Here is a 23,836-nt window from a genome sequence, read left to right on the forward strand (position 1 = left end):
TCGGGCATCATGGCCGCCACCGTAGAAAATTCGCGATCAGAGCGAGGCCGAGGCGCTGGCTCTTCTCGGGATGGAACTGCGTGCCGGCGACGTTGTCCCGCGCCACCATCGCGGTGACCGAGCCACCGTATTCGCTGTGCGCCACGACATCCGCCGCGTCGACCGGCTTCAGGGCATAGCTGTGCACGAAATAGGCATGCAGTCCGTCCTCGCCCGTCGGGATGCCGTCGAGCAGGGGCGAGGGCCGGTCCACCGTCAGCGTGTTCCAGCCCATATGCGGGATCTTGAGTGACGGGTCGGAGGGGGCGATCGGCGCGACATCGCCCGCGATCCAGTCGAGACCCTGCGTGGTCTCGTATTCGAGCCCGCGCGTCGCCATGAGCTGCATGCCGACACAGATGCCGAGGAAGGGCCGGCCGCGCCCACGTACGGCCTGGGTCATGGCCTCGACCATGCCGGGCACCGAATCGAGGCCGCGCCGGCAATCGGCATAGGCGCCGACGCCCGGCAGCACGACGCGCTCGGCAACGGCAACATCGTCCGGCCTGTCGGTGACGACGATGCGGGTGCCGTCGAGGCCAGCCTCGCGGGCGGCACGCTCAAAGGCCTTGGCCGCCGAGTGCAGGTTGCCAGACCCGTAATCGATGATCGCTACGGTCACGGGCGCTACCGGTGGCCTTCGCTGAGAGGAAACAATCCGATCACCGAGTCGTCGAAGCGCCGGCTGGGGGCTGGCGGCGCCGTCGGACGGGGTGCGGCGGACGGATCGAGCCACCGGGTGACGGCCTTCGCCTCTGCCTCGTCGGAGGATGCGGCAACGACGGCATCACGGGCGGGGCGGCCGTTGCGCGCATAGGTCCAGCGCCGCAAGCTCGATGCTTCGAGCCCGATCAGCAGTGACGCGAGCAGCGCGATCACGGTGCCGGCAACCGGGGAAATGCCCACCACACGGCCGCCAACGATCAGGCCGCCCAGCAAGGCCAGGACGAGCAGCGCCGACAGCCAGAGCCGATGGTACAGGAACCAGGCGACGGAGAAGGCGAAGGCCGGCCAGGAGAAGCCGTCGGGCACCACCACGGCGTCATCGAACGCGCGGGCATCGCCGCGCAGCGCGCTGTCGGGCAGGTGGAGTGTATAGGTCCGCAGCCGCATCCTGATCCCCCCAGACTCCTACAGCGAGCCCTTGGTCGACGGCACGCGGTCACCCTCGCGCGGGTCGACCGCGACCGCGTCGCGCAAGGCTCGGGCCAGACCCTTGAAGCAGCTCTCGGCGATGTGATGGGCGTTGTCGCCGTACAGGGTCTCGACGTGCAGCGTGATGCCAGCATTCATGGCGAAGGCCTGGAACCACTCGCGCACCAGCTCGGTGTCGAATTGTCCGATCTTCTCGACGCGGAACTCGGTCTTGAAGACGAGGAACGGCCGACCCGAAATGTCGACGGCGACGCGGGTCAGCGCCTCGTCCATCGGCAGGTGCAGATCGGCGTAGCGGCGGATGCCGCGCTTGTCGCCGAGTGCCTTCAGGAAGGCCTGACCCAACGCGATGCCGGCATCCTCGGTGGTGTGGTGCTGATCGACATGCAGGTCACCCGTGACCTTCACCTCGAGATCGAACAGGCCGTGCCGGGCAAACAGCTCCAGCATGTGGTCGAGGAAGCCCACGCCGGTGGCGATGGTCGCCTTTCCGGTCCCATCGAGGGCGATCGAGACGCTGACGTCGGTCTCCGCCGTCCGGCGGCTGATGCTCGCGGCGCGCATCGCTGGTGAAGGCCTTCCAGGAGGCCGCATCCGCGGCCGGGGCTGCCTTTTAGAGCGGTTCCGGCTGCGGGGGGAAGGGTTTCGAACGCTCTTGGCCTGCGAAAAGGCGGAAGGGCTTCAGGAATTCGGGTCATGCCGGCGTCACATCCCGGTCGGGGCGTTCGCTTAAGCTCCCCGGATCGTGCAATCTCTGCCCGACCGAGGAGTCAGACATGCCGTCCCGACGGACCGTACTCGCCGGAGGTGCCGCCGTGCTCGCTGCCCCACTCGCCAGCCATGCCGATGTCAGGCCCCTGCGCTTCGGCGTCGTCGCCGACCCGCAATACGCGGATGCCGACCCGCATCTCGGCATGGATCGCTACTTCCGGAACAGCCTGGACAAGCTGCGCGTGGCCGTCGCGGCCTTCAATGCGGAGGATCTGGATTTCGTCGTCACCCTCGGGGACGTGATCGACCGGGACGTCGCGAATTACGCCGCCATCCTCCCGATCTACGCGACGCTGCGGCATCGCCACGTCGTGCTGCTCGGCAACCACGATTACTCGATCGCGCCCGAACACCTGACCTCACAGCTGGGTCTCCTCGGCCTCGCCGAGGCGCATTACGATTACACGGAAGGCGGCATCCGCTTCGTCGTTCTCGACGGCAACGACGTCTCGCTCTTCGCACCGCCGCAGGGTGATCCGCGCTGGCAGATCGCCCAGGACCGGATCAACCGCCTCGCGGCGCAAGGTGCCGAGAACGCCAATCCGTGGAACGGATCGCTCGGCGACAAGCAATTCGCTTGGCTCGGCGGCGTGCTCGGCGATGCCAGGGCCAGGGGCCAGCGGGTGATCGTGCTGAACCACTATCCCGTCTTCCCGGCCAACCCTCACAACATGTGGGACTCGGATCGGATCACCGCGCTTCTCGAAGGACAGCCGCACGTCGTCGCGTATTTCTGCGGGCACAACCATGCCGGCAATTACGGAGAGGCCGCGGGCCTCCACTACGTGAACTTCCACGGCATGGTCGATACGCCGGCCGAGAACGCCTACGCGATCGTCGAGCTCGCGGGCGACCGGCTCGACATCCGCGGCTTCGGCCGCGAGCCCAACCGGTCGCTTCGGCTTCGGACGGCTTAAGCCTTCAGCACGCGACCGGCGACGGCGTCGAGCTTGGCGACGAGCTCCGCGTCGCGGTGGCTCGGAGCGGTCATGATGGCCCCGTCGAGCGCCCGGTGCGAGCCGGCCGGGCATTCCTCACGCTCGGCCGGGAAGTCGCGGGCCAGCCGCGCCACGAGCCGCGCCGCCTTGTCGGCATTGGCGCGGGCGACCGCCACGACCGAGGCGACGTCGACATCGTCGTGGCTCGGGTGCCAGCAATCGAAATCCGTCACCATGGCGATGGTGGCGAAGGTGATCTCGGCTTCGCGGGCGAGCTTGGCCTCCGGCAGGTTCGTCATGCCGATGACGTCGTAGCCGGCGGCCTTGTAGCCCTTCGACTCGGCGAGCGAGGAGAATTGCGGCCCTTCCATGCAGACGTAGGTGCCGCCCTTGTGCACCGCGATCTCCTCGGCAGCGGCGGCATCGACGATGCGGCGCCGCAGGATCGGTCCGACGGGATGGGCGAAGGGCACGTGCGCGACGCAGCCATTGCCGAAGAAGGACGAGGCGCGGCCATGCGTGCGGTCGACGAACTGATCGACCAGGACGAACAGCCCCGGATGCAGCTCGTTGCGGAAGGAGCCGCAGGCCGAGATCGCGACGAGGTCGGTGACGCCGGCGCGCTTCAGCACGTCGATATTGGCGCGGTAGTTGATGCCCGAGGGCGAGAGCCGGTGACCGCGCCCGTGCCGGGCCAGGAAGACGACCTGGGTGCTGCCGATCCGGCCGAACCTCAATGCATCCGACGGCTTGCCCCAGGGGGAACCGATCGCTTCCTCGCGGATGTCTTCGAGGCCGGGCAAGTCGTAGACGCCCGAGCCGCCGATCACACCGAGAACCGCTGCGGTCATGGCCGAATTCCATTCGCTAGGGGAGTGAGCGGCAGCCGTTCTGCCGCCACGGCAGGCTTCGCGCAAGCAAACGGGCCCACGAAGGGCCCGTTCTGTCACGCGGATCGATGGATGAGACGCCGTCTCACGAGGTCTTGTGAAGCTCGGGCTGTAGGCCGTGCACCTCGCCGCCGAGCGGCTTCCAGACGCGCTTCTTCACGTAATAGAGCAGGCCCGACAGGATGATCAGGAACAGGATCACGCGGAAGCCCAGCGCCTTGCGCTCCATCATGTGCGGCTCGGCTGCCCAGGCCATGAAGGCCGCGACGTCCCGCGCATATTGGTCCACTGTCTCCGGCACGACAGGCTCGCCCTTGTCGTTCTTGGCATAGGTCACGGCGCCGTCGCTCAGGGGCGGCGGCATCGCGATGACCTGACCCTGCGGGTAGTACTTGTTGTAGAAGGCGCCGTCCGGGACTTCCTTGCCCTCGGGCGCGTCGCCGTAGCCGGTCATCAGCGCGTGGATGTAGTCCACGCCCTGCTCCGAATAGCCGGTGAGCGGCAGCGCATCGAACACGAAGGCCGGGAAGCCGCGCTCGTAGGTGCGGGCCTTGGCGAGCACCGAGAAGTCCGGCGGCGCCTTGCCGCCATGGGCCGCGGCGGCCGCCTTCTCGTTCGGATGCAGGAGCGGAAAGGCATCGGCCGGGCGGCCGGGCCGCTCGATCGTCTCGCCCTTATCGTTCTCGTCCTTGATCTGGTAGGTCTCGGCCAGCGCCTTGACCTGCGCCTCGCTGAAGCCCGGACCGCCCTCCTCCGAGAGGTTGCGGAACTTGACCAGCTTCATCGAGTGACAGTTCGAGCAGACTTCCTTGTAGACCTGGAAGCCGCGCTGAAGCTGCGCCTCGTCGAACTTGCCGAACACGCCGGCGAAGCTCCAGTGCTCGCGCGGCGGGTTATGGCCGTGCTCCTCGGCGGCGGCCTGGCCGATACCGAGGGCGGCGATCAGGGTCGCCGCGAGAAGGGTCGGGGTACGCATCATCTCGTCTCCCGCCGCTCAGTGGCTCTTGACCGCATCGGGCTTGGCCCATTCGGGGATGTTCTTGTTCGCATCCTCGACCGGTGCGCCCGGCGTCGGGCCTTCGCTCGACCCGTAGCGGGGACCGGTGACCGTCTCGAGGATCGAGCCCGGCAGCGGCTTGGGCGTCTCGAAGAGGCCGACGAGCGGCATCACCAGCAGGAAGTGGGCGAAGTAGTAGATCGTGCAGATGCGTCCGACGATCACGTAGCCGCCCTCCGGGGGCTTCGCGCCGAGCCAGCCGAGCAGGATGGCGTTGAAGACGAAGACCCAGAAGAAGACCTTGTAGACCGGGCGGTAGTTCGTCGACCGGACACGCGAGGTGTCGAGCCACGGCGCGAAGGCCAGGATCGCCACGGCGCCGAACATCATGATCACGCCGCCGAGCTTGTCCGGCACGGCGCGCAGGATCGCGTAGAACGGCAGGAAGTACCATTCGGGCACGATATGCGCGGGCGTCACCGAGGCGTTGGCCGGGACGTAGTTGTCGGCATGGCCGAGGTAGTTCGGCTGGTAGAAGATGAACCAGGCGAAGATGATCATGAACGCCACGGTGGCGAACACGTCCTTGATCGTCGCGTAGGGCGTGAACGGAACCGCGTCCTTGCTCGACTTGATCGGGATGCCGGCCGGGTTGTTCTGGCCGGTCACGTGCAGTGCCCAGACGTGGAGCACGACGACGCCGGCGATCATCCAGGGCAGCAGATAGTGCAGCGAGAAGAAGCGGTTGATGGTCGGGTTGCCGACCGAGTAGCCGCCCCAGAGCAGGCTCTGGATCGAGTCGCCGACCACCGGGATCGCCGCCAGGATATTGGTGATGACGGTGGCGCCCCAGAAGCTCATCTGGCCCCAAGGCAGCGTGTAGCCGAGGAAGGCGGTGGCCATCATCAGCAGGTAGATGATGACGCCGAGCAGGTAGAGCACCTCGCGCGGGGCCTTGTATGACCCGTAATAGAGCGCGCGGAAGATGTGCACGTAGACCGCCAGGAAGAACATCGAGGCGCCGTTGGCGTGCGCGTAGCGCAGCAGCCAGCCGTAGTTCACGTCGCGCATGATGTGCTCGACGCTCTCGAAGGCGTTGGCGGCGCTCGGATCGTAGTGCATCGCCAGCCAGACGCCGGTGATGATCTGGATGCCGAGGAAGGCCGACAGGATCGCGCCGAAGGTCCAGAAGTAGTTCAGGTTCCGCGGGACCGGGTAGGCGATGAAGGAGCCGTGGACCAGGCCGACGACCGGCAGGCGCGACTCGAACCACTTCGCGATGCGGCTCTTGGGAACGTAGGTCGAGGTGGCGTGCGCGCTCATGAGGTGACCCGCTCGGCTCCGCTTATCGTTGGTTCAGGCTGCGGCCTTGCCGCCCTCTTCGCCGATCCGGACCTTGGTGTCCGAGGCGAAGGTATAGGGCGGGATCGGCAGGTTGATCGGTGCGGGACCGCGACGGACGCGACCGACCGCATCGAACTGGGAGCCGTGGCACGGGCAGGCCCAGCCCTCGAAATTGCCGGCATGGCCGATCGGCACGCAGCCGAGATGCGTGCAGTTGCCGTAGACCACGAGCCAGTTGTCGTGGCCCGGCTTCACGCGCGAGTCGAAGGTCGCCTTGTCGGAGAGGTCGGACTGAGGGATCGCCTTCATATCCTTGACCTCCTTCTCCGTGAGCTTCCGGACGAAGATCAGCTTGCCGCGCCAGAACACGTTGACGATCTGGCCATCGGTGATCGGCGAGAGGTCGACATCGAGCGGCGCGCCGGCCGCCACTGTCGCCGCATCGGGCTTCATCGACGAAACGAAGGGCCAAGCCGTGAGACCGGCGCCGACGGCGAGACCGGCTCCGGTGGCGAGGAACAGAAAGTCGCGGCGGCTGCCGTGTTGATCCTGTGCGCCAGCGGTGGGGGCCGGGATGTTCGCCAAGACTCGAGCTCCGAACGGAGAAGGCGCAACCGTCTCGACGAGATCCCCTCCGGCCTTTTGCCGGGGCGGCGCCTAGCGAAACCCTGCGCGTGATCATCAGCACGGCGCGAAGGCAACCGCCAACCCGCCGTGGCCGGTGAAGGTTCGGCCATGGCCGCACCGCACACCTGTCGCGGCGCTCTGTGACATGACAGATGCGAACGTGTCTAGACTGGCAAAGCGCCGCTTCCCGCAGTTTGGCGGGAGTGTCGCCTCGCTGCGCGCTCACGCATCCGCGAGAACGACGCTGCGTGGCGGCGGCAGGTTCGCGCGCAGCTCCCGGCTGACCGCCGACGAGGCGGCGACGGTGCCGAGGTTTGCGTAGGTCTCGTGGTTCTTTTCGATGGCCGAGAGGTCGTAGAGGTAGTTGACCATCAAGCCGTAGGATTGCCCGACGCCCTTGCGCGAAACGTCGCCCAGGAAGTTCATGCGCTCGAGCCTGGCGCCGTTGCCGAGGTGGAATCGCGCCACCGGATCGAGCGGCCGGCCCTTGGGGTTCTTGGCGCGCAGGAAATAGGCGGCCGCCGCCGGCAACATCGCCCGGCGCACCGCTTCACACTTCGCCTTGTCGGATTGCCAATCCTCCGCGTCGAGCATGCGCAGAGTCTCGACGTCCTCCCGGGTCAGGCCCTGCGGCGCGTCCGAGCCGCGCTCCCGGTCGAGCCACGTGCGAAATCCCGGCACCGGCGAGAGCGTCACGAAATTCTTCAGGGTCGGGATCTCGCGGGCGAGGTCCTCGACCACCTGCTTGATCAGGAAATTGCCGAAGGTGACCCCGGCGAGCCCAGCCTGGCAGTTCGAGATCGAGTAGAAGATCGCGCTCGTCGCCGCGCGGACAGGCAGGGGCTCGCGTTCGTCGGCGAGGATCGGCTGGATCGAGGATGCGATGTCCGAGGTCAGCGCCACCTCGACGAAGATCAGGGGCTCGTCGAGCAGGGCCGGATGGAAGAAGGCGAAGCAGCGGCGGTCCTGCGGCTCGATCCGCCGGCGCAGATCATCCCAGTCCCTGATCTCGTGGACGGCCTCGTAGCGGATGATCTTTTCCAGGATGTCGGCCGGCGAGCTCCAGTCGATGTGGCGCAGCACCAGGAAGCCGCGGTTGAACCACGAGGCGAACAGGTGCTGGAAATCAGCGTCGAGGCTGACGGCGGCATCGATCAGATCAGGGTCCGCCCCCTCCTTCTTGAGCTGCTTGCGCAGCTCGAACAGGTCCTCGCGCATGCGGACCAGCGCCAGGGTGCCCCCACGCGCGAGGTTCAGCCGCCGGATGAGTTCCTGGGAGCGGGGCTCGGCGGATTCGTGCAGAAGGCCAAGCTGCGCGCGAGTCGGGTTGGCGCGGTAGGCGACGATGGCCTCGTCGACCGCCTCGTGGTCCGCATCGAACTCGGCCGCAACCAGCCTGAGAAAGGCGAGGCGTTCTTCGCGCGGCAGAGCCGCATAGCGCTCGAGGATCAGCCGCGCCAAGGCGACGCCCGAGGCCTCGCCGCGCCGGGAAATCAGATCCTCGCAGAGCTTCAGCAGATCGGTGGCGTTCGCCGTCCGCGCGATCTCGCCCCGGCCAAAGTTGATCAGGTCGCGACCGCGATCCCCGATCGTCTGGAGCAGGTCACCGAGGAATGAGATCGTCGCCATGGAACGCCCGACTCTCCGGCACTGACCGCTACGATACCGAGCAGCGCGCCGGCGAGAGCACGCTGCTCAGCTCGAGATTTAGGGCCAAGCGGAGCCCGAGGCCAGCACCCGATTCGCCAGCGGAGGTCAGCCTTGCGGACTACCCTCCGAGGCCGCGATGTCGGCCGTGTCGGCGCGTTCGCGCCAGTCCAGCAATCCATGCTGACGCGCGAACCGGATCTCTGCGGCACGTAACGCCCGGATCGGATCGCGCGCCCTGGCGATCTCGACGGAACCGATCGTGAAGGGAACTCCCAAGATCTCCTTGGCGAAGTGTATGCGGTAATTGGCCACGTACGACTCCATTCCTGGAAACAGAACGCATGCTGCGGTGGAATCGACTTCGCATCACAGACCTGAACGATGCCTGGACGGATCTTCCTTCCGCAAGAGACACGATATGGGGATGAGGGCCTGATTCGACAGGCCTTTCGCGGAAAGGTTGCTTTCCGACCGGGGAGACAGCACCGGCGCATGAACCCGGCCGCGAGGGCCCCTCGGCTTGCGGAGGCTTCTCCGCGCGGCTAGCCGGGGCGCGATGTCCAAGCTCATCTTTGCCGGCCAAGCCGATTCGTGGCGCCAACCCTCTTCGGCCGCTCGCCCGTGACCGCCCCGGTGGACGCGGCCCCGCACGGCTTCACGACGAAGACCCGCCTCGGCCTGACGCTGATCGCCGGCGGTGCGGTCGCGAACATCTACTACAATCAGCCGCTGCTCGGGCTGATGGTGGCCGAGTTCGGAGACAGGGCGGCACTTGTGGTGCCGACGGCATGCCTCGTCGGATACGGCCTCGGAATCCTCGGCCTCGTACCGCTCGGCGATGCGCTGCCGCGCCGCAACCTGATCATCGGCCAGTTGCTCGGCCTCTCGGTCGCCCTCGTGATCGCGGCCCTCAGTCCCAACCTCCCGGTGCTCGGCCTGGCGAGCCTCGCGATCGGCGTGCTGGCCTCCGCGGCCCAACAGGCCGTGCCCTTCGCGGCCGAGCTGGCGCCCGACGCAACCCGCGGCCGCATGGTCGGGCAGGTGATGACCGGGCTCCTGTCCGGAATCCTGCTCGCCCGAACCGCGAGCGGCCTCCTCGGGGCCCAGTTCGGCTGGCGCTGCGTCTTCGCTGCGGCGGCCGGCATCGCGATCCTCATGGCCGGTATCGCAGCGGCCACCCTTCCGAGGACCGTGGCCACGCAGCGCCTGCGCTACCGGGCCTTGATGATCTCTCTGCTGCAACTCCTGCGCTCGCAGCCGGTCCTGCGGAATGCCAGCCTGTCGCAGGGGCTGCTCTTCGCGAGCTTCAACGCGTTCTGGGCGACTTTGGCCCTGCTCGTCGAAGCTCCGCCCTTCGACCTGTCTCCGGCCGGCGCAGGATTGTTCGGGATCATCGGCGTGGCGGGCGCGTTGGCTGCGCCGCTGTCGGGCCGCTACAGCGACCAGCGTGGAGCGCGCCCGGTGGTGATCGCGGGCAGCATCTGCATGCTCGCGGCCTTCATCGTGCTCGCGGCCGGCGGGACCTGGTCGCTCGCCGCCATCGTCGCCGGCGTGCTGCTGATCGATCTCGGCATCAACACCGCGCTCATTGCGAACCAGACCCGGGCCTATGCCCTCGCCCCCGGTGCGCGCGGGCGGATCAATACCGTTTTGTTCACGTCAGTCTTCATCGGGGGAGCATTCGGGGCGCTCGCCGGTTCGCGCGCCTTCATGATGGCCGGCTGGCTCGGCGTCTGTGCCGTCGGCGGCACCTGCGCCCTCGGTGCCCTCGGCGTCTCGTGGCTCGGCGGCCGCTCTAGACCAGCTTGAGCGCCCGCGAGAGCCGGCACCACGCCCCCTTGTCGGGCGGCAGGCCGAACCGGAGCTGGGCCGGAGTCGCGGGGAAGCGCCGCACGTAGATCCCGGCTTTGCCGAGGCGCCGGAAGACGGCCGGCCCGTCATCGAAGACCGCGGTCCTGAACAAAGCCGTGCCGCCGACGATCCGGCCGCCGTGATGCTGGATCATCCGGTCGAGCCGCGCCGCATCCTGCGCCCGTGCCGCCGCAGCCTCGCGGCACCAGGCTCGGTCGGGAAGCGCCGCGAGGCCGGCCGCGATCGCCGGCCCCGACACAGCCCAGGGACCGAGCGCGGTCTCGATCCGCCGCGCCAGCGCTGGGGCGGCCAGGGCGAAGCCGAGGCGCAGGCCGGCCAGGCCGTAGCTCTTTCCGAAGGAGCGCAACCTCACCGCGGATGGGCCGAGCGCGCCCGGCTCGGCAAAGCCCGGCTCGAAATCGGCGAAGGCCTCGTCGACGACGAGCATGCCGCCCCAGGCCGCGAGATCCCGCGCCATCTCCGCGAGCCGCCCGGTCTCGTGAACGCGCCCGTCCGGGTTGTTCGGGTTGACGACGACGACGGCCTCGAAGCGCCCGGCCGCCGGCAGGTCCGGGACCGTCTCGACGTCATGGCCGCCCCTGGCCCAGGCGGCGGCATGCTCGGCATAGGTCGGCCCGACCACGGCGACGCGGGCCCGCGCCCGCAGGCGCGGCAGCGTCTCGATCAGGATCTGCGAGCCGGGAGCGGCGGCGACGCTTTCCGGTCCCGATGCGCCGTAGGCCTCGGCCGCCGCGCGCTTCAGGGCGAGCAGGTCGGCGGCGGACGGCAGGCGGCACAGGGCGCTGGCCTCGAAGGGCGGCAGCGGATAGGGGACCGGATTGATCCCGGTGGACAGGTCGATCCAGGGTTCCGGCGCGTCCGGAAACATCGTCCGCGCCGCGTCGAGATCGCCACCGTGAAACACCGGGGGCGGATTTTCCTCATCCGTCTCGTTTGCGGGAATCGCAGACACTTCGATGCCTTGGACCAGCCTCACGCACCCGCCGGACGCCCTCGCGATCCTGTGCCTCGCGCTGGCGATCGAGGCGGCGGCCGGCTATCCGGACCGGCTCTACAGGGCGCTCGGCCACCCTGTCACCTGGATCGGCCGGCTGATCTCGGCCCTCGAGGCCGGACTGAACCGCGGTAGCCAGGCACGGCGGCGCGCGGGGGGCGTCGCGGCCTTGCTGTCGCTGATCATGATCTGCGCGCTCACCGGGATCATGGCGACGATGCTCGCGGCGACGGCCGGACGAGTGGCGTCGCTGCTGCTTGCTGCCATCCTCGCCGCGAGCCTGCCCGCCCAGCGCAGCCTGCACGACCACGTCGCCCGCGTCGCCCGCGACCTGCGCATCGAAGGCCTCGCCGGCGGCCGAAGGGCCGTCTCGATGATCGTCGGCCGCAATCCCGAAACCCTGGACGAGGCCGCTATCTGCCGGGCAGCCATCGAGAGCCTATCCGAGAACTTTTCGGACGGCGTCGTCGCGCCCGCCTTCTGGCTCGGGCTCGGCGGCCTGCCGGGCGGCATAATCTACAAGGGGATCAACACAGCCGACAGCATGATCGGCCACCGCACACCGCGCCACGCCGCATTCGGATGGGCCTCTGCCCGCCTCGACGATCTCGTCAATCTGCCGGCATCGCGGCTAACGGCTCTGCTGCTGATCGCCGCTGCCATGCTCCATCGCGACGCCTCACCGGCAGGCGCCTGGCGCGCCGTGCGGCGTGACGCCGGCTTTCACCGCTCGCCCAATGCCGGCTGGCCGGAGGCGGCCATGGCTGGCGCGCTCGGCCTTCGTCTCGCCGGGCCGCGGATCTACGGCGACACGCGTGTCGAGGATGCCTGGATGGGCGACGGCCGGGCAGACGCCGGGCCCGGCGACATCTCGCTTGCACTCGCCCTGTACCGGACGAGCTGCTTGCTGCTGATAACGCTGGTTGGAATTCTGGCGGCCACGGCATTCCTCGCCGATCGACTCTGACGCCGTGCGCCGGATAGAGCCTGCGTCCATGGCTGCAGCCGCCCTCCCGTACCAAACCCGCCGCGCAGCCCTGCTCGGTTTGGGCAGCCTGCTGGCCAGTGCGCCAGTGATGGCGCGCCCAGTGCCTGCGGCGATGCCGGCGAAATGCGCAGGCGCCTTCGTCGATTGGGGTGCAGCCGGGCGAGAGACCAACGTTCGGCTGTGGGAAGCCTCACTGAGGCAGCCGACCTCCTCCGTCCCCGCCATGGACTTTTACGGTCAGGCCACCTGGGAGGATTTCCATCGTCTCGACTGGCTTCCGGCATTCTGGGCCAAGGCCAATCCGAGACGCCGCATGGTGTGGTCGATACCACTGACCGTGGCCGGGACCGACATCATCTCGGTCGGAGAGGGCCTTCACGACGAGCCCTTCCGTGTCGCGGCACGAGCCATCGCCGCAGCGCAGCCGGAAGCGGCAATCCGCATCGGCTGGGAGATGAACGTGGCTGGAAGCTTGTGGCTCGCGGCCGACCGCGAGCAGGATTACATCCGCGCCTACCGGCACGTCGTCCAGCTATTCCGGCAGGCATCTGCCCGCTTTCGATTCGATTGGTGTCCCGGGTGGGGAGCGCAGGCGATGCCGGCCGAACGTGCCTATCCCGGCGATGACGTCGTCGATGTCGTCGGTCTCGACATCTACGATTTTCGCAGCGAGCGCGAGGCCGAGGCACGCTGGATCGCCGAGGACTTGGAAGGACCGTCCGGTCTGCTCTGGCACCGAGCCTTCGCGCGCCGCCACGGCAAAGCGATGAGTTATCCCGAGTGGGGCATAGGGCAGGCAGGCGATAATCCCGTCTTCGTTCAGCGAATGGCCGACTGGCTCGCCGAACATTCGGACAAAATCGCCTACGCGCTCTACTTCAATGTCGACGGCGCCTGGCCGACGCGAATAGACGACGGCCGCTTTCCGCGATCCGCAGAGGCCTTGCGCGAGCGGTTCTCCGGCACAGGCTGAAAATCTCGAAAAATTCTGGCCAACTTCGCGATTAACGGTACCGAACGGAACTTCGGCTCGACCTGTCGAAGCTGCCGAAAACCTCTGCTAGTTCTCGGCAAAGCTGCCAGAACCTGTGCTCTTCGCACCATGGCCGCTGACCGTCAGCCGTCCGGAGCCAAGCTGTGCCTGCTGTCCAAGCGTCGACGGTTCCAGCTCCTCAGCCGCGCCTCCTGGAGATCGACGCGCTGCGCGGCCTCGCTGCTCTTCTCGTCGTGCTCTACCACTTCACCGTCGGTTATGGCGCGGAGTTCGGCTGGCCCGGCTCGCCTCCGAGCCTGATGTTCTCGTCGGCCCAGGTCGGTGTCTCGATCTTCTTCGTGATCAGCGGCTTCGTCATTGCAATGACCCTCGAGCGATCGGAAACGGTATCCGATTTCGCGCTCAGTCGTTTTGCGAGGCTCTATCCGCCGTTCTGGACCTGTGCACTGATGACCACGGCGCTGATCGTGTTCACAGGCTTCAACCCCTTTCACCTGACCGCAGCCGGGTTCCTCGCCACGCTGACGATGGCGAACGGCATCATCGATCTGCCGTTCGTCGATCCATCCTACTGGACGCTGACGCGCGAGCTTCTTTTCTACGCGTTCATGGCGACGGCATTCTACGGTGCAGGCTCTCGTCGCCTCACTCCCGTGATCCTCGGCTGGGTGCTGGCGACATCGGCCTACAACGTCCTCGTCATGGACGAGAACATCTACGGATGCCGCACCGGCGCCAGTTGCGGCGCCATCCTTCTCAACGCCACCTTCGCGCATCTTTTCGCAGCGGGGGCCATGCTGCACAAACTCCACGCGGGCGATCGCTCGCCTCTCGTCATCATGACGCTCGTGACTGCCATCCTTGCCGGCAGCATCTCGTTCTGGCCGGTTCAAGGTTTCCAGCCGATGCTCGCGCTGAAAGCCGCGCTCTACGTCGCTCTAGTGGCCGGTGCCGCCTCCGGACGGGTGCGGATCCTGCGCAACCGGCCGATTATCTTTCTCGGAGCGATTTCCTACAGCCTCTATCTGCTGCACCAAGTCATCGGCGAGGAGGTCATCCGCGTTCTCGTAGAGCGCGGGCTCCACGCGAACGTGGCGATCGCGCTTGCATTGACCGTCGTGCTCAGCCTGGCCGCGATCGTGTGCTTCGGCGTCGAGCGTCCTGCGCAACGTGCCATACGCCAGTTCTACGCCCGGCGCCGTGCTCGGGCTGATACGCCAAGATCCGAAGCAGCCATCCTTCCGGCCGTGCAAAGTCCGCGACTGCTCTGAGTGAGTCTTTGCAGATCAGCAAGCGGCCTTTGCCAGGACGGCCGCGTAACTCGTGTCAAACTGCCGCCAGCGCCAGAAGTCCGTCGCAATCGAGATGAGCTTCGAGATGGTCCGCGAAGGCATCGAGCACCGTCTCGATCCCCGCCTCGTAGGAAGCACCTCCCGGCGGCGCGCCGAGGCGCATCAGCCAAGCTGCCCGCTGACAATCGTCTGCGAACAACCCGTGCACGTACGTCCCGCTGACGAGCCCATCGGCCGACACCGCTCCATCGGGTCGGCCATCGGCGAACCGCAGGAGCGGCCGCGCGGCATCGGGGCCACTCGTATCACCGACATGCATTTCGTAGCCCGCGAAGCTCACGCCATCTGCGAGACTCGAGCCGGCAACCGCGACGAGGCGCTTTGCCGGCGTCATCACGGTCTCCACATCGAGAAGACCTAACCCTTCGATGGACCGCGGCTCACCCTCGATCCCATCGGGGTCCGAGATACGCTGACCCAGCATCTGGAAGCCGCCGCACAGACCGATCACCCGGCCGCCGCGCCTGACATGAGCGCGGATATCGACGTCCCAGCCCTGCGCCTGGACGAAGAGGAAGTCGTCGATCGTCGTTTTCGAACCCGGCAACAGGATCAGATCGGCGTTTCCCGGAAACGCCTCGCCGGGCCGCACCCAGACCACCTCGACACCGGGCTCCTGCCGCAGTGGGTCGAGATCATCGAAATTCGCGATATGCGGCAGCACCGGCACCGCTACGACAGCCCCCTGCCCCGTTCGGGCGATCAGTGGCCCGAGAGCCATAGCGTCTTCTGCCGGCAGGCGTGCCGCGGCGTGGAAATGCGGGACGAGTCCGAACGGGGTCCAGCCGGTCGCCTCGGCGATCATCGCCATACCGTCGGCAAAGAGGCTCGGATCGCCCCTGAAGCGGTTGACGATGAAGCCGCGGATCATTGCCGCGTCGTCTGGACCGATCACCGTCTTGGTGCCGACGAGGCTGGCGATAACGCCACCGCGATCGATGTCGCCGACCAGCACGACCGGCGTATCCGTGGCGCGCGCAAAGCCCATATTGGCGATGTCGCCTTTGCGCAGGTTGATCTCGGCCGGCGAGCCGGCGCCCTCCACGAGTACGATATCGGCCTCGCCCTTGAGATGCTCGAAACTCTCGATCACCGATGCGAGCAAGCGCGGCTTCCAGGACTGGTACTCTCGCGCCTTTGCGGTACCGACCATATGGCCCTGGACGATGACCTGGGCGCCGACGTCGCTCTGAGGCTTCAGGAGCACCGGGTTCATGTGGACCGAGGGCGCGACGCGCGCGGCTCGCGCCTGGAGCGCCTGGGCCCTTCCGATCTCACCGCCATCGGCCGTCACAGCGGCATTGTTCGACATGTTCTGCGGCTTAAACGGCCGGACACGCAGTCCACGCCGAGTGAAGACACGTGCCAGACCGGCAACGATCAGTGACTTGCCGACGTCGGATCCGGTGCCCTGGATCATGAGGGCGCGGGTCATTGCCAATCAGTGCTCCAAACCGACAGAGTCGCGGCTCATCTCCGGAGCCGCTGCAAAGCTTCACGGTCGTCGACCGCATAGCCAGCCGCAGCTCCGCGACCAAGGTCAGCGAGGTCGACATGAGGGATCAGGAGATTCGATCGGCTCTGGATCAACACTGGGCTGCGTCCGACGTGAACGACTTCGAGGAAGAGCACAAGATTTACAGGGACGACGCGGTGCTGGATTACCCGCAATCAGGCGAGCGTATCCGAGGTCGGAGCAACATCCAGTCGTCCCGTGCCGCGCAGCCGAACCAGAAACGCTTCGCAATCCGCCGCATTACGGGCACGGGCGACCTTTGGGTCACCGAGTACGTCCTGACTTACGATGGGAAGCCGTCCTACACCGTGAGCATCATGGAGTTCCTCGACGCGCAGGTTGTCCGCGAAACGCAGTATTTCGGAGATCCGTTCGAGCCAGGGGCTTCGCGCGCTCGGTGGGTCGAGAAGATCGGCTGAAGCTGCCGCTGCTCGGGGAGCCGGGCAGGCAGCCGAAAGCGGCCATCAAAACTCGATCCCCTCCTGCGCCTTCACCCCTGCCGAGAAGTGGTGCTTCACGTTCCCCATCTCGGTGACGAGATCGGCGGCCTCGATCAGGGCCGGCTTGGCGTTGCGACCGGTGACGACAACGTGGAGGTCGGGGCGCCGCGACTTCAGCGCAGCAACGACGGCATCAACGTCGAGATAGTCGTAGCGCAAGGCGATGTTCAGCTCGTCGAGAATGACCAGGCGAATACGCTCGTCGGCAAGGAGACGTTCCGCCTCCGCCCAGGCCTGCCTTGCAGCGGCGATATCACGGGCCTTGTCCTGGGTCTCCCAGGTGAAGCCCTCGCCGAGCGTGTGCCAGTCTATCCGGTCCCCGAAGGCCTTGAGGGCGTGCTTCTCGCCCGTGTCCCAGGCGCCCTTGATGAACTGCACCACGCCGACCCGCCAGCCGCGGCCGAGCGCGCGCAGCATCAGCCCCCAGGCCGCCGTCGACTTGCCCTTGCCGGGGCCGGTATGGACGATGAGCAGGCCTTTCTCGATGGTCTTTTGGGCGACCTCAGCATCCTGCACGGCCTTGCGCTTGGCCATCTTTTCGCGATGGCGATCGTCGTCGCTCATGATGGGTTCCCCGGATTTTCAGGCGATGGTTTCACGGTCATGGGCAATCCGGCGACCATGAAGACGACGCGATCGGCCGTTGCGGCCAGCCGCTGGTGCAGGCGCCCGGCCTCGTCCCGAAAACGCCGGGCGAGTGCGTTATCGGGCACGATGCCGAGACCGACTTCATTACCGACGAGTACGAGCGGACCGGTAGCTGCGGCGCATGCCTCCGAGAGCGCGCACACCGCGGCGGCCAAGTCGACCTCGGCGAGCATTACGTTTGTCAGCCAGAGCGTGAGGCAATCGACCAGAACCGGCCCGTGGGCCTCGCAGACCGCCTGAGGCAGATCAATCGGCACGTCGCGCGTGATCCAGTCGGCCGAGCGCCTTTGGCGGTGAATCGCGATGCGCTCGCGCATCTCGTCGTCCCAGGCCTGCGCGGTGGCGAGATAAGTCCAGGGGCCGGGGGCAGACTCGATCAGCCGCTCGGCATGAGAGCTCTTGCCGGAGCGGGCTCCTCCGAGGACCAAAGTCATGCGAGGCGGCACCATGGGCCGATCCTGTGCCAGAAGCCGTCGGCATGGCGCAATGGCGCTTTGCAACCATCCCGTGAGCAGGCTAGAAGCGGTTCTGACGGTGCCCTGGCGACGGGGTGAAAAGGGAATGCGGTGAGAGATCCGAGAGGATGTCGATCCCGCGGCTGCCCCCGCAACTGTAAGCGGCGAGTTTCTGCCGAGAGCCACCGGAGCGATCCGGGAAGGCGGCAGGCGCATCGACCCGCGAGCCAGGAGACCTGCCGTCCCCCGTGTTCTCGATGCCGCCGGCGGGGCGGCCGGAGTGAATTGTGATGTCGACCAGCGCTACCCTCCAGACCGCAACGACCGCCTCCGCCAGCGAGAGCACCCGCGCGATCGTGATCGCTGCCCTGCTCGGCCTCGGCCTGGTGTTCATGACGGGCTTTGCCCCGGCTATGGCCCTGCACAACGCCGCGCACGACTTCCGGCACACGCAGAACTTCCCCTGCCACTGACGGCGCTGGGGCCGGCTGCGCAAAAGTGGATTCGGATTTTCACGCGAAGCCTGCCCTCACTCTCTGAATCGCCGGGCAGATCACCATGACCATTCGATTGTTGTCGGCGGCTCTCGTCGCCGGCTTCCTTGCGGCCGTCGTCGCGACGGGCCTGCAGTTCGCCCTCACCTCTCCCCTGATCCTCAAGGCCGAGGTCTACGAGGAGCAGGCAGCAAAACAGGCCTCTCTCGCGTCGCCCTTCGCCGGCCTGATCGTGCCTGCACATGGTGGTGAGCACCACGAGCACGGCGCCGCCGAGGAATGGCAGCCTGCCCCGGGCGTCGAGCGCATGGCCTATACCGGGCTCGCGACGCTCGTCGGCGGCGTCGGATATGCGCTGCTTCTCGGCGCGGCGATGCTCGCACTCCGACGCCAGCCGTCACCCGAGATCGGGCTGGCGTTCGGCATTGCCGGATTCCTATGCGTTGCCCTCGCGCCGGCGATGGGCTTGCCGCCGGAACTGCCGGGCATGGGCTCAGCTCCGCTCGGGATCCGGCAAGCGTGGTGGTTGATGACGGCACTCGCGACCGCCGTCGGCCTCTACCTGATCGCCGTTCGACGCGTGCCATTGACCATTGCGGGCGGGCTCGCGCTGATCATGGCCCCGCACCTTGTCGGCGCGCCCTTCGTCGTCGAGGAATCGCGGCTTCCGGCCGCCCTCGCGGCGCAGTTCGCCGCGCGTTCTCTCGGGATCAGCCTCGTCTTCTGGGCGGTGATCGGTCTCGCCTATGGCTGGGCTTGGCACCTGTTTGGCGAGCGGGAAGCGGCTAGGCGCTCCCATGCCTGACGAGACAATCCTCTACGTCTGTACGACCTGCCGCGCCGAGGGCGACACCTCGGAGACCCGCGCCGGCGCCCGGCTTTTGGCAGCGCTGAAGCAGCAAGCGGCCGGCACGCAAGCTCCGCGGATCGAAGGCGTCGAATGCCTCTCGGTCTGCAAGCGGCCCTGCACGGTCGCCGTCGCCTCGCCCGGCCGCTGGACCTACGTCTACGGCGATCTCGACGCCGAAGCCTCGGCCCAGACGATCCTCGCCGGCATCGGCCTCTATGCCGGCACGGCGGACGGCATCGTGCCCTGGCGCGAGCGGCCCGAAGCGTTTCGCAAGGGCGTCGTCGCCCGCATCCCGCCCTTCACGAGACCCACGGACACACCATGAGCATCGTGGAAAAAATTCCCTGCACGATCGTCACCGGCTTCCTCGGCGCGGGGAAGACCACGCTTGTGCGCCACGTTATGGAGCGCACGGCCGGAAAGCGGCTGGCTATCATCGTCAACGAGTTCGGCGATCTCGGCTTCGACGGCTCCTTCCTCGCTTCCTGCGGCATCGAGGGCTGCAACGAGGATTCGGTGGTCGAGTTGCCGAATGGCTGCATCTGCTGCACCGTCGCCGACGATTTCGTTCCGGCGCTGAACACCCTGCTCGACCGGGCCGATCCGCCCGAGCACATCCTGATCGAGACCTCCGGCCTCGCCCTGCCCAAGCCCCTCGTCCAGGCCTTCCAGTGGCCGGCGATCCGCTCGCGCGTCACCGTCGACGGCGTGATCGCGGTGGTTGACGCACCGGCCGTGGCCAGCGGTTTCTTCGCCGACGATCCAAATGCGCTGGCCAACCAGCGCGCGGCCGACCAGGCCGTCGATCACGACAACCCATTGGAAGAAGTCTTCGAGGACCAGATCCTCTGCGCCGACCTCGTCGTTCTGAACAAGGCCGACCTCATCGACGCCGCCGCCCGCGACAAGGTGCGTGCAGAGATCGAGGAGCATCTTCCCCGCGCCGTCGAGATCGTCGAAACCGAACACGGTCGCATCGATCCGCGCGTGCTGCTGGGCATCCAGGCCGCCGCCGAGGACGATCTCGACGCCCGCCCTTCGCATCACGGCGAGGGTGAGGACCACGACCACGACGATTTCGACTCCGTCGCCATGCCGGTCGGCACCGCCGCGACGGCTGAAGACCTTGCAGCCCGTGTTGCCAAAGCCGCCGAGATCCCCGGCGTGCTGCGCATCAAGGGTTTTGCCGAAGTCACCGGCAAGCCAATGCGCCTCGTCGTCCAGGGCGTCGGCCGCCGCATCGCCCATCACTACGACCGCCCGTGGAAGCCGAGCGAGCACCGCGACGGCCGCCTCGTGGTGATTGGATTGAAGGACTTCGACCAGAAGGCCGTCGCTGCCGCCCTGGCGGGGTGATATAGAGGCACATGCACCTCCTGCGTGTCGACACGGTCTCGCTCGACGAGGGCGAAGTGGCGGTCGATCTCGGGCAAAGCCCGGGCGACATCGTCGTGCTGTCCTTCACAGACAGCGACCTGTCGTCCATTGCGGATGCCTATGCGGCTGAGCCAGAGCTGCCCTCGCTCCGGCTCGCAAAGCTCGCCACCCTGCGCCACCCGATGTCGGTGGATCTCTACGTCGATGCGGTGATCGCGCAGGCAAAGGTCTGCCTGATCCGCTGCCTTGGCGGCCTCGACTACTGGCGCTACGGCATCGAGCGCGCTTCGGCCGCTGCCCGCGCCCATGACGTGCGGTTGGTGGTGCTGCCGGGCGACGACCGGCCGGATGCGCGGCTGGACGCCTTCTCGACCGTGCCCTCCGAGCTGTCCGAAACCGTCGATGCGTATTTCCGCGCAGGCGGCATCGACAACCTGCGCAACCTCCTGCGCCGCCTCGCCGCCGAGGCCGGGCGCGCCGTCGCTTTTGAGGCGCCCCAAGCACTACCGCGCGGCTTTCCCTGGTCGCCAGACCTGGGACCATGCACACTCGAAGCAGCGGAGGCTGCCGCAGGCCCGGGACCTCGCGCGCTGCTGCTCGTCTACCGCTCGGCCGTGCTCTCCGGCGAGACGGCCCCGGCGAGGACGATCGTCGCGGCCCTGCGCGAACGCGGCCTCGGCTGCATCACCCTCGCCATCTCAAGCCTCAAGGATCCCGAGGCCGTCGCTGCGGTGCAGGCTGCGATCCGCGCCAGAAAACCCGACATCATCATCGCTGCCACCGCGTTTTCGGCGCGCGAGGATGCCGGTTTCGTCCTCGACGAGGCGAATTGCCCAGTGCTCCAGGCCTATACGATCGGCGCCTCCCGCGAGGCTTGGCAGGCGTCGGCCCGTGGCATGAACGCCGCCGACCTCGCCATGCAGGTCGCATTGCCAGAATTCGACGGACGCCTCTCCGGCTTCCCGGTCTCGTTCAAGGAAGAGATCGACGTCGTCGATGGATTCATCGGCCGCCGTGCCGTGGCCGATGCGCAGGGCATCGCCGCCCTCGCCGACCGCGCCGCCACCTGGGTTCGTCTCGCCGCCAAGCCGCGGGAAGAACGCCGGATCGCACTGGTGATGTCCGACTATCCCGCCCGTGGCGGACGCGCCGGCTATGCCGTGGGGCTCGACACGCCGGAGAGCGCCCGCGCCATCGCGGAAGACTTGGCGCAGGCCGGCTACGCGGTCGACGCTCTGCCCGATGAGCAGGGTCTCATGCGTGCGCTGACCGAGGGCGAGGCTTGCTTCTCGGTACCGTTCGAAGCGTATCGCGCCTGGTTCGACGACCTCCCAGACGATTTGCGGACAGAATTAGTCGATCGCTGGGGTGAGCCAGAGGCCGATCCGGTCTGCAGCGACGGCGCGTTTCGTTTCCGCGCGATTGCTGCGGCAGCCTCTCGCCCGCATCCTCATCCTGAGGTGCTGCGCGGCAACCTCACGATCTTCCTCCAGCCAGACCGCGGCCGAGCCGTTGACCGGAAGGTTGGCTATCACGACCCCGACGAACCGCCGACGCACGCCTATCTCGCCTTCTATCTCGGCTTGCGCAGCCACTGTGATGCCCTGATTCATCTTGGCACCCACGGCACTACCGAATGGCTGCCGGGCAAGGCCGTAGCGCTCTCGCCCGATTGCTGGCCGGCTCGCGCCGTCGGCGCGTTGCCGGTGGTCTATCCCTTCATCGTCGACGACCCGGGCGAGGCTGCGCCCGCAAAAAGACGTCTCGGCGGCGTCGCGCTCGGTCATCTGACACCGAGCGTCGAGGCCTCCGGCCTAACGCCCGAGGCGGCGGCGTTGCGCGAGCTCGTCGAGGAGTACTCGTCCGCGACCGTGCTCGATCCGCGCCGCGCCGGCCTGATTGCCGCCGCCATCCTCGACGAGGCGGCGCGGGCCGGCCTGCTCGCGGGCGCGGGCATCGCGGCCGACACGCCGATGGCTGATGCACTCACTACGCTCGACGCCCATCTCTGCGATCTCGGCGAGACGCCGATCCGCGATGGGCTCCACGTCTTCGGCCGGGCCACGCCCGATGCGCCGGAGGCCCTGCGTGCCTGCGCCGAAGCCGAGCGCATTGGCCTGCTCGCCGCCCTCGACGGACGCTTCGTGCCGCCTGGCTCAGCCGGCTCGCCCTCGCGCGGGCGCAGCGACGTGATGCCAACGGGCCGGAACCTCACCACCCTAGATCCGCGAAGCCTGCCGACGCGGGCCGCGACCATGCTCGGCGCCAAGGCGGCCGACGCTGTGGTGCGGCGCTACCTGCAGGAAGAGGGCGAATACCCGGCCCGGATCGTCATGGATCTCTGGGCCTCGCCGACGCTTCGCACCGGCGGGGAGGACGTGGCGCACGCCCTCTCGCTGATGGGCGTGCGGCCGACCTGGGACAACGCCACCACCCGCGTCACCGGGTTCGAGGTGCTGCCGCTCGCCGTTCTCGATCGTCCACGCATCGACGTCACCTGCCGCGTCTCCGGCGCCTTTCGCGACACGTTTCCGGACACGCTGGCGCTCCTCGACCGGGCGGCCCGCACCGTCGCCTCGCGCGACGAGGAAGACGTCGAAAATCCCCTCGCCGCCTCGCGCCGCCGGGGCGAATCCGTTGCTCGTGTCTACGGCGCAGCACCAGGGCGCTATGGCGCAGGTGCGGCCGAACTGGCTCTCGACGGAGCCTGGAAACACCGCGCGGATCTCGGCGAAGCCTACATCGCGGCCACCTCGCATGCCTTCGGCGATGCCGAGGCCGGTGATGCAGGCTTCGCGGCGCGCGTGGCCAGCGCCGACGCCTATGTGCACGCTTTCGACGTCGCCGAGCGCGACCTGCTCGACGGCGATGCCGCGGCAGACGCCATGGGCGGTTTCTTCGCAGCAGCCGGGCGCGACGAGGCGGCGCCTGCGCTCTACAGCCTCGACGTCTCCGACCCCGAAAAGCCGCGCGCCCGCACAGCGCGCGAGGACGTCACCCGGCTTATCCACGGCCGCCTCTCGCATCGGCGCTGGATCGACGGACAGCTTCGCCATGGCTGGCGCGGCGCACAGGAGCTTGCCCAAGGGATCGACGCGGTCTTCGTTCTCGCCGCGACCACGGATGCCGTATCGAGCGCCGACCTCGACCGGCTTCACGCAGCCTGGATCGGTGATCTCGACGTCTTCGAGCGCCTGCGCGCGGCCAACCCCGACGCGACCCGCGCCATCCTCGACCGCTTCGACGAGTTGCGCGAGCGCGGCCTCTGGCAGAGCCGTCGCAACACGCCTTCGGCCGAGGTGCTGATGCAGGAAGCCGCGGAGTGAGCGTCGCGCGGCGAATTTTGCCCAGCGAGCCAAGCCGCCGCGGCTGGTGTCCGAGCCTC

Annotated in this window: 24 protein-coding genes and 1 riboswitch; of the genes, 11 read left to right on the forward strand and 13 right to left on the reverse strand. The window is 67.6% G+C overall.

Annotation, left to right across the window (positions count from 1 at the left end; translation table 11 throughout):
- Nucleotides 1-7 precede the first annotated feature (7 nt).
- From hisH to hisB, 3 genes are read right to left on the reverse strand one after another with little or no spacing between them, the layout of a single operon-like run.
- On the reverse strand, nt 8-661 hold the full coding sequence (hisH, locus tag HCU64_RS00540; RefSeq protein ID WP_233381856.1) for an imidazole glycerol phosphate synthase subunit HisH: 654 nt from the start codon (nt 659-661) through the stop codon (nt 8-10).
- A gap of 5 nt (nt 662-666) precedes the next feature.
- Nucleotides 667-1,146 (reverse strand): DUF2628 domain-containing protein, encoded by a 480-nt coding sequence (locus tag HCU64_RS00545; protein WP_233382853.1) that lies wholly within the window; start codon nt 1,144-1,146, stop codon nt 667-669.
- Between the two features lie 24 nt (nt 1,147-1,170).
- Nucleotides 1,171-1,758 carry an imidazoleglycerol-phosphate dehydratase HisB gene (hisB, locus tag HCU64_RS00550; RefSeq protein ID WP_233381857.1) on the reverse strand — a complete coding sequence of 196 codons (588 nt, stop codon included), beginning with the start codon at nt 1,756-1,758 and terminating at the stop codon, nt 1,171-1,173.
- A 212-nt stretch (nt 1,759-1,970) separates the two neighbouring features.
- On the opposite strand from hisB, the gene HCU64_RS00555 reads away from it, so the two are divergent.
- Nucleotides 1,971-2,882, forward strand: a complete 912-nt coding sequence (locus HCU64_RS00555) for a metallophosphoesterase (protein WP_233381858.1) — start codon at nt 1,971-1,973, stop codon at nt 2,880-2,882.
- Here HCU64_RS00555 and HCU64_RS00560 read toward each other — a convergent pair.
- The 6 genes from HCU64_RS00560 to HCU64_RS00585 form a co-directional block, all read right to left on the reverse strand.
- A complete protein-coding gene (locus tag HCU64_RS00560) occupies nt 2,879-3,754 on the reverse strand; it encodes an S-methyl-5'-thioadenosine phosphorylase (RefSeq protein WP_233381859.1) in 876 nt (291 codons plus the stop codon). The two genes, HCU64_RS00555 and HCU64_RS00560, sit on opposite strands and share 4 nt — an antisense overlap.
- A gap of 124 nt (nt 3,755-3,878) precedes the next feature.
- A complete protein-coding gene (locus tag HCU64_RS00565) occupies nt 3,879-4,769 on the reverse strand; it encodes a cytochrome c1 (RefSeq protein ID WP_233382854.1) in 891 nt (296 codons plus the stop codon).
- An 18-nt stretch (nt 4,770-4,787) separates the two neighbouring features.
- Nucleotides 4,788-6,113, reverse strand: coding sequence for a cytochrome b (locus HCU64_RS00570; RefSeq protein WP_233381860.1), 1,326 nt, complete (start codon nt 6,111-6,113; stop codon nt 4,788-4,790).
- A 33-nt stretch (nt 6,114-6,146) separates the two neighbouring features.
- Entirely contained in the window at nt 6,147-6,719 is a 573-nt protein-coding gene (gene petA / locus HCU64_RS00575; RefSeq protein ID WP_233381861.1) for a ubiquinol-cytochrome c reductase iron-sulfur subunit, read from the reverse strand.
- A 264-nt stretch (nt 6,720-6,983) separates the two neighbouring features.
- On the reverse strand, nt 6,984-8,390 hold the full coding sequence (locus HCU64_RS00580; protein ID WP_233381862.1) for a malonyl-CoA decarboxylase: 1,407 nt from the start codon (nt 8,388-8,390) through the stop codon (nt 6,984-6,986).
- A gap of 126 nt (nt 8,391-8,516) precedes the next feature.
- Nucleotides 8,517-8,723, reverse strand: coding sequence for a hypothetical protein (locus tag HCU64_RS00585; RefSeq protein ID WP_233381863.1), 207 nt, complete (start codon nt 8,721-8,723; stop codon nt 8,517-8,519).
- 309 nt (nt 8,724-9,032) lie between these two features.
- On the opposite strand from HCU64_RS00585, the gene HCU64_RS00590 reads away from it, so the two are divergent.
- Complete coding sequence (locus tag HCU64_RS00590) at nt 9,033-10,220, forward strand: MFS transporter (RefSeq protein WP_233382855.1); 1,188 nt, start codon at nt 9,033-9,035, stop codon at nt 10,218-10,220.
- Here the strand turns inward: HCU64_RS00590 and cobD are convergent.
- Nucleotides 10,207-11,151 carry a threonine-phosphate decarboxylase CobD gene (cobD, locus tag HCU64_RS00595; RefSeq protein WP_233382856.1) on the reverse strand — a complete coding sequence of 315 codons (945 nt, stop codon included), beginning with the start codon at nt 11,149-11,151 and terminating at the stop codon, nt 10,207-10,209. The two genes, HCU64_RS00590 and cobD, sit on opposite strands and share 14 nt — an antisense overlap.
- Nucleotides 11,152-11,239: 88 nt before the next feature.
- On the opposite strand from cobD, the gene cbiB reads away from it, so the two are divergent.
- From cbiB to HCU64_RS00610, 3 genes are all read left to right on the forward strand, one after another.
- Entirely contained in the window at nt 11,240-12,244 is a 1,005-nt protein-coding gene (gene cbiB / locus HCU64_RS00600) for an adenosylcobinamide-phosphate synthase CbiB (RefSeq protein ID WP_233381864.1), read from the forward strand.
- Between the two features lie 28 nt (nt 12,245-12,272).
- Nucleotides 12,273-13,238: a hypothetical protein gene (locus HCU64_RS00605; protein WP_233381865.1), complete on the forward strand. Its 966-nt coding sequence runs from the start codon at nt 12,273-12,275 to the stop codon at nt 13,236-13,238.
- A gap of 164 nt (nt 13,239-13,402) precedes the next feature.
- Nucleotides 13,403-14,530, forward strand: coding sequence for an acyltransferase family protein (locus HCU64_RS00610; protein ID WP_233381866.1), 1,128 nt, complete (start codon nt 13,403-13,405; stop codon nt 14,528-14,530).
- A gap of 55 nt (nt 14,531-14,585) precedes the next feature.
- Here the strand turns inward: HCU64_RS00610 and HCU64_RS00615 are convergent, their stop codons facing one another.
- Complete coding sequence (locus HCU64_RS00615) at nt 14,586-16,046, reverse strand: cobyric acid synthase (RefSeq protein WP_233381867.1); 1,461 nt, start codon at nt 16,044-16,046, stop codon at nt 14,586-14,588.
- Between the two features lie 119 nt (nt 16,047-16,165).
- On the opposite strand from HCU64_RS00615, the gene HCU64_RS00620 reads away from it, so the two are divergent.
- Complete coding sequence (locus HCU64_RS00620; protein WP_233381868.1) at nt 16,166-16,546, forward strand: nuclear transport factor 2 family protein; 381 nt, start codon at nt 16,166-16,168, stop codon at nt 16,544-16,546.
- A gap of 45 nt (nt 16,547-16,591) precedes the next feature.
- Here HCU64_RS00620 and cobO read toward each other — a convergent pair whose 3' ends face one another.
- Nucleotides 16,592-17,191, reverse strand: a complete 600-nt coding sequence (cobO, locus tag HCU64_RS00625) for a cob(I)yrinic acid a,c-diamide adenosyltransferase (RefSeq protein ID WP_233381869.1) — start codon at nt 17,189-17,191, stop codon at nt 16,592-16,594.
- Nucleotides 17,188-17,709 carry a bifunctional adenosylcobinamide kinase/adenosylcobinamide-phosphate guanylyltransferase gene (gene cobU / locus HCU64_RS00630; RefSeq protein WP_233382857.1) on the reverse strand — a complete coding sequence of 174 codons (522 nt, stop codon included), beginning with the start codon at nt 17,707-17,709 and terminating at the stop codon, nt 17,188-17,190. Before cobU ends, cobO begins: the two co-directional genes overlap by 4 nt.
- A gap of 81 nt (nt 17,710-17,790) precedes the next feature.
- Nucleotides 17,791-17,988, forward strand: a riboswitch (cobalamin riboswitch).
- A 32-nt stretch (nt 17,989-18,020) separates the two neighbouring features.
- On the opposite strand from cobU, the gene HCU64_RS00635 reads away from it, so the two are divergent.
- From HCU64_RS00635 to cobN, 5 genes are all read left to right on the forward strand, one after another.
- Nucleotides 18,021-18,203, forward strand: a complete 183-nt coding sequence (locus HCU64_RS00635) for a CbtB domain-containing protein (protein ID WP_233381870.1) — start codon at nt 18,021-18,023, stop codon at nt 18,201-18,203.
- 85 nt (nt 18,204-18,288) lie between these two features.
- A complete protein-coding gene (locus HCU64_RS00640; protein WP_233381871.1) occupies nt 18,289-19,029 on the forward strand; it encodes a CbtA family protein in 741 nt (246 codons plus the stop codon).
- A complete protein-coding gene (locus tag HCU64_RS00645; protein WP_233381872.1) occupies nt 19,022-19,399 on the forward strand; it encodes a DUF1636 family protein in 378 nt (125 codons plus the stop codon). Before HCU64_RS00640 ends, HCU64_RS00645 begins: the two co-directional genes overlap by 8 nt.
- Nucleotides 19,396-20,430, forward strand: a complete 1,035-nt coding sequence (gene cobW / locus HCU64_RS00650) for a cobalamin biosynthesis protein CobW (RefSeq protein WP_233381873.1) — start codon at nt 19,396-19,398, stop codon at nt 20,428-20,430. Before HCU64_RS00645 ends, cobW begins: the two co-directional genes overlap by 4 nt.
- Before the next feature lie 11 nt (nt 20,431-20,441).
- A complete protein-coding gene (cobN, locus tag HCU64_RS00655; RefSeq protein ID WP_233381874.1) occupies nt 20,442-23,777 on the forward strand; it encodes a cobaltochelatase subunit CobN in 3,336 nt (1,111 codons plus the stop codon).
- Nucleotides 23,778-23,836 lie beyond the last annotated feature (59 nt).

Source organism: Methylobacterium sp. C25 (assembly GCF_021352225.1).
GTDB lineage: Bacteria > Pseudomonadota > Alphaproteobacteria > Rhizobiales > Beijerinckiaceae > Methylobacterium.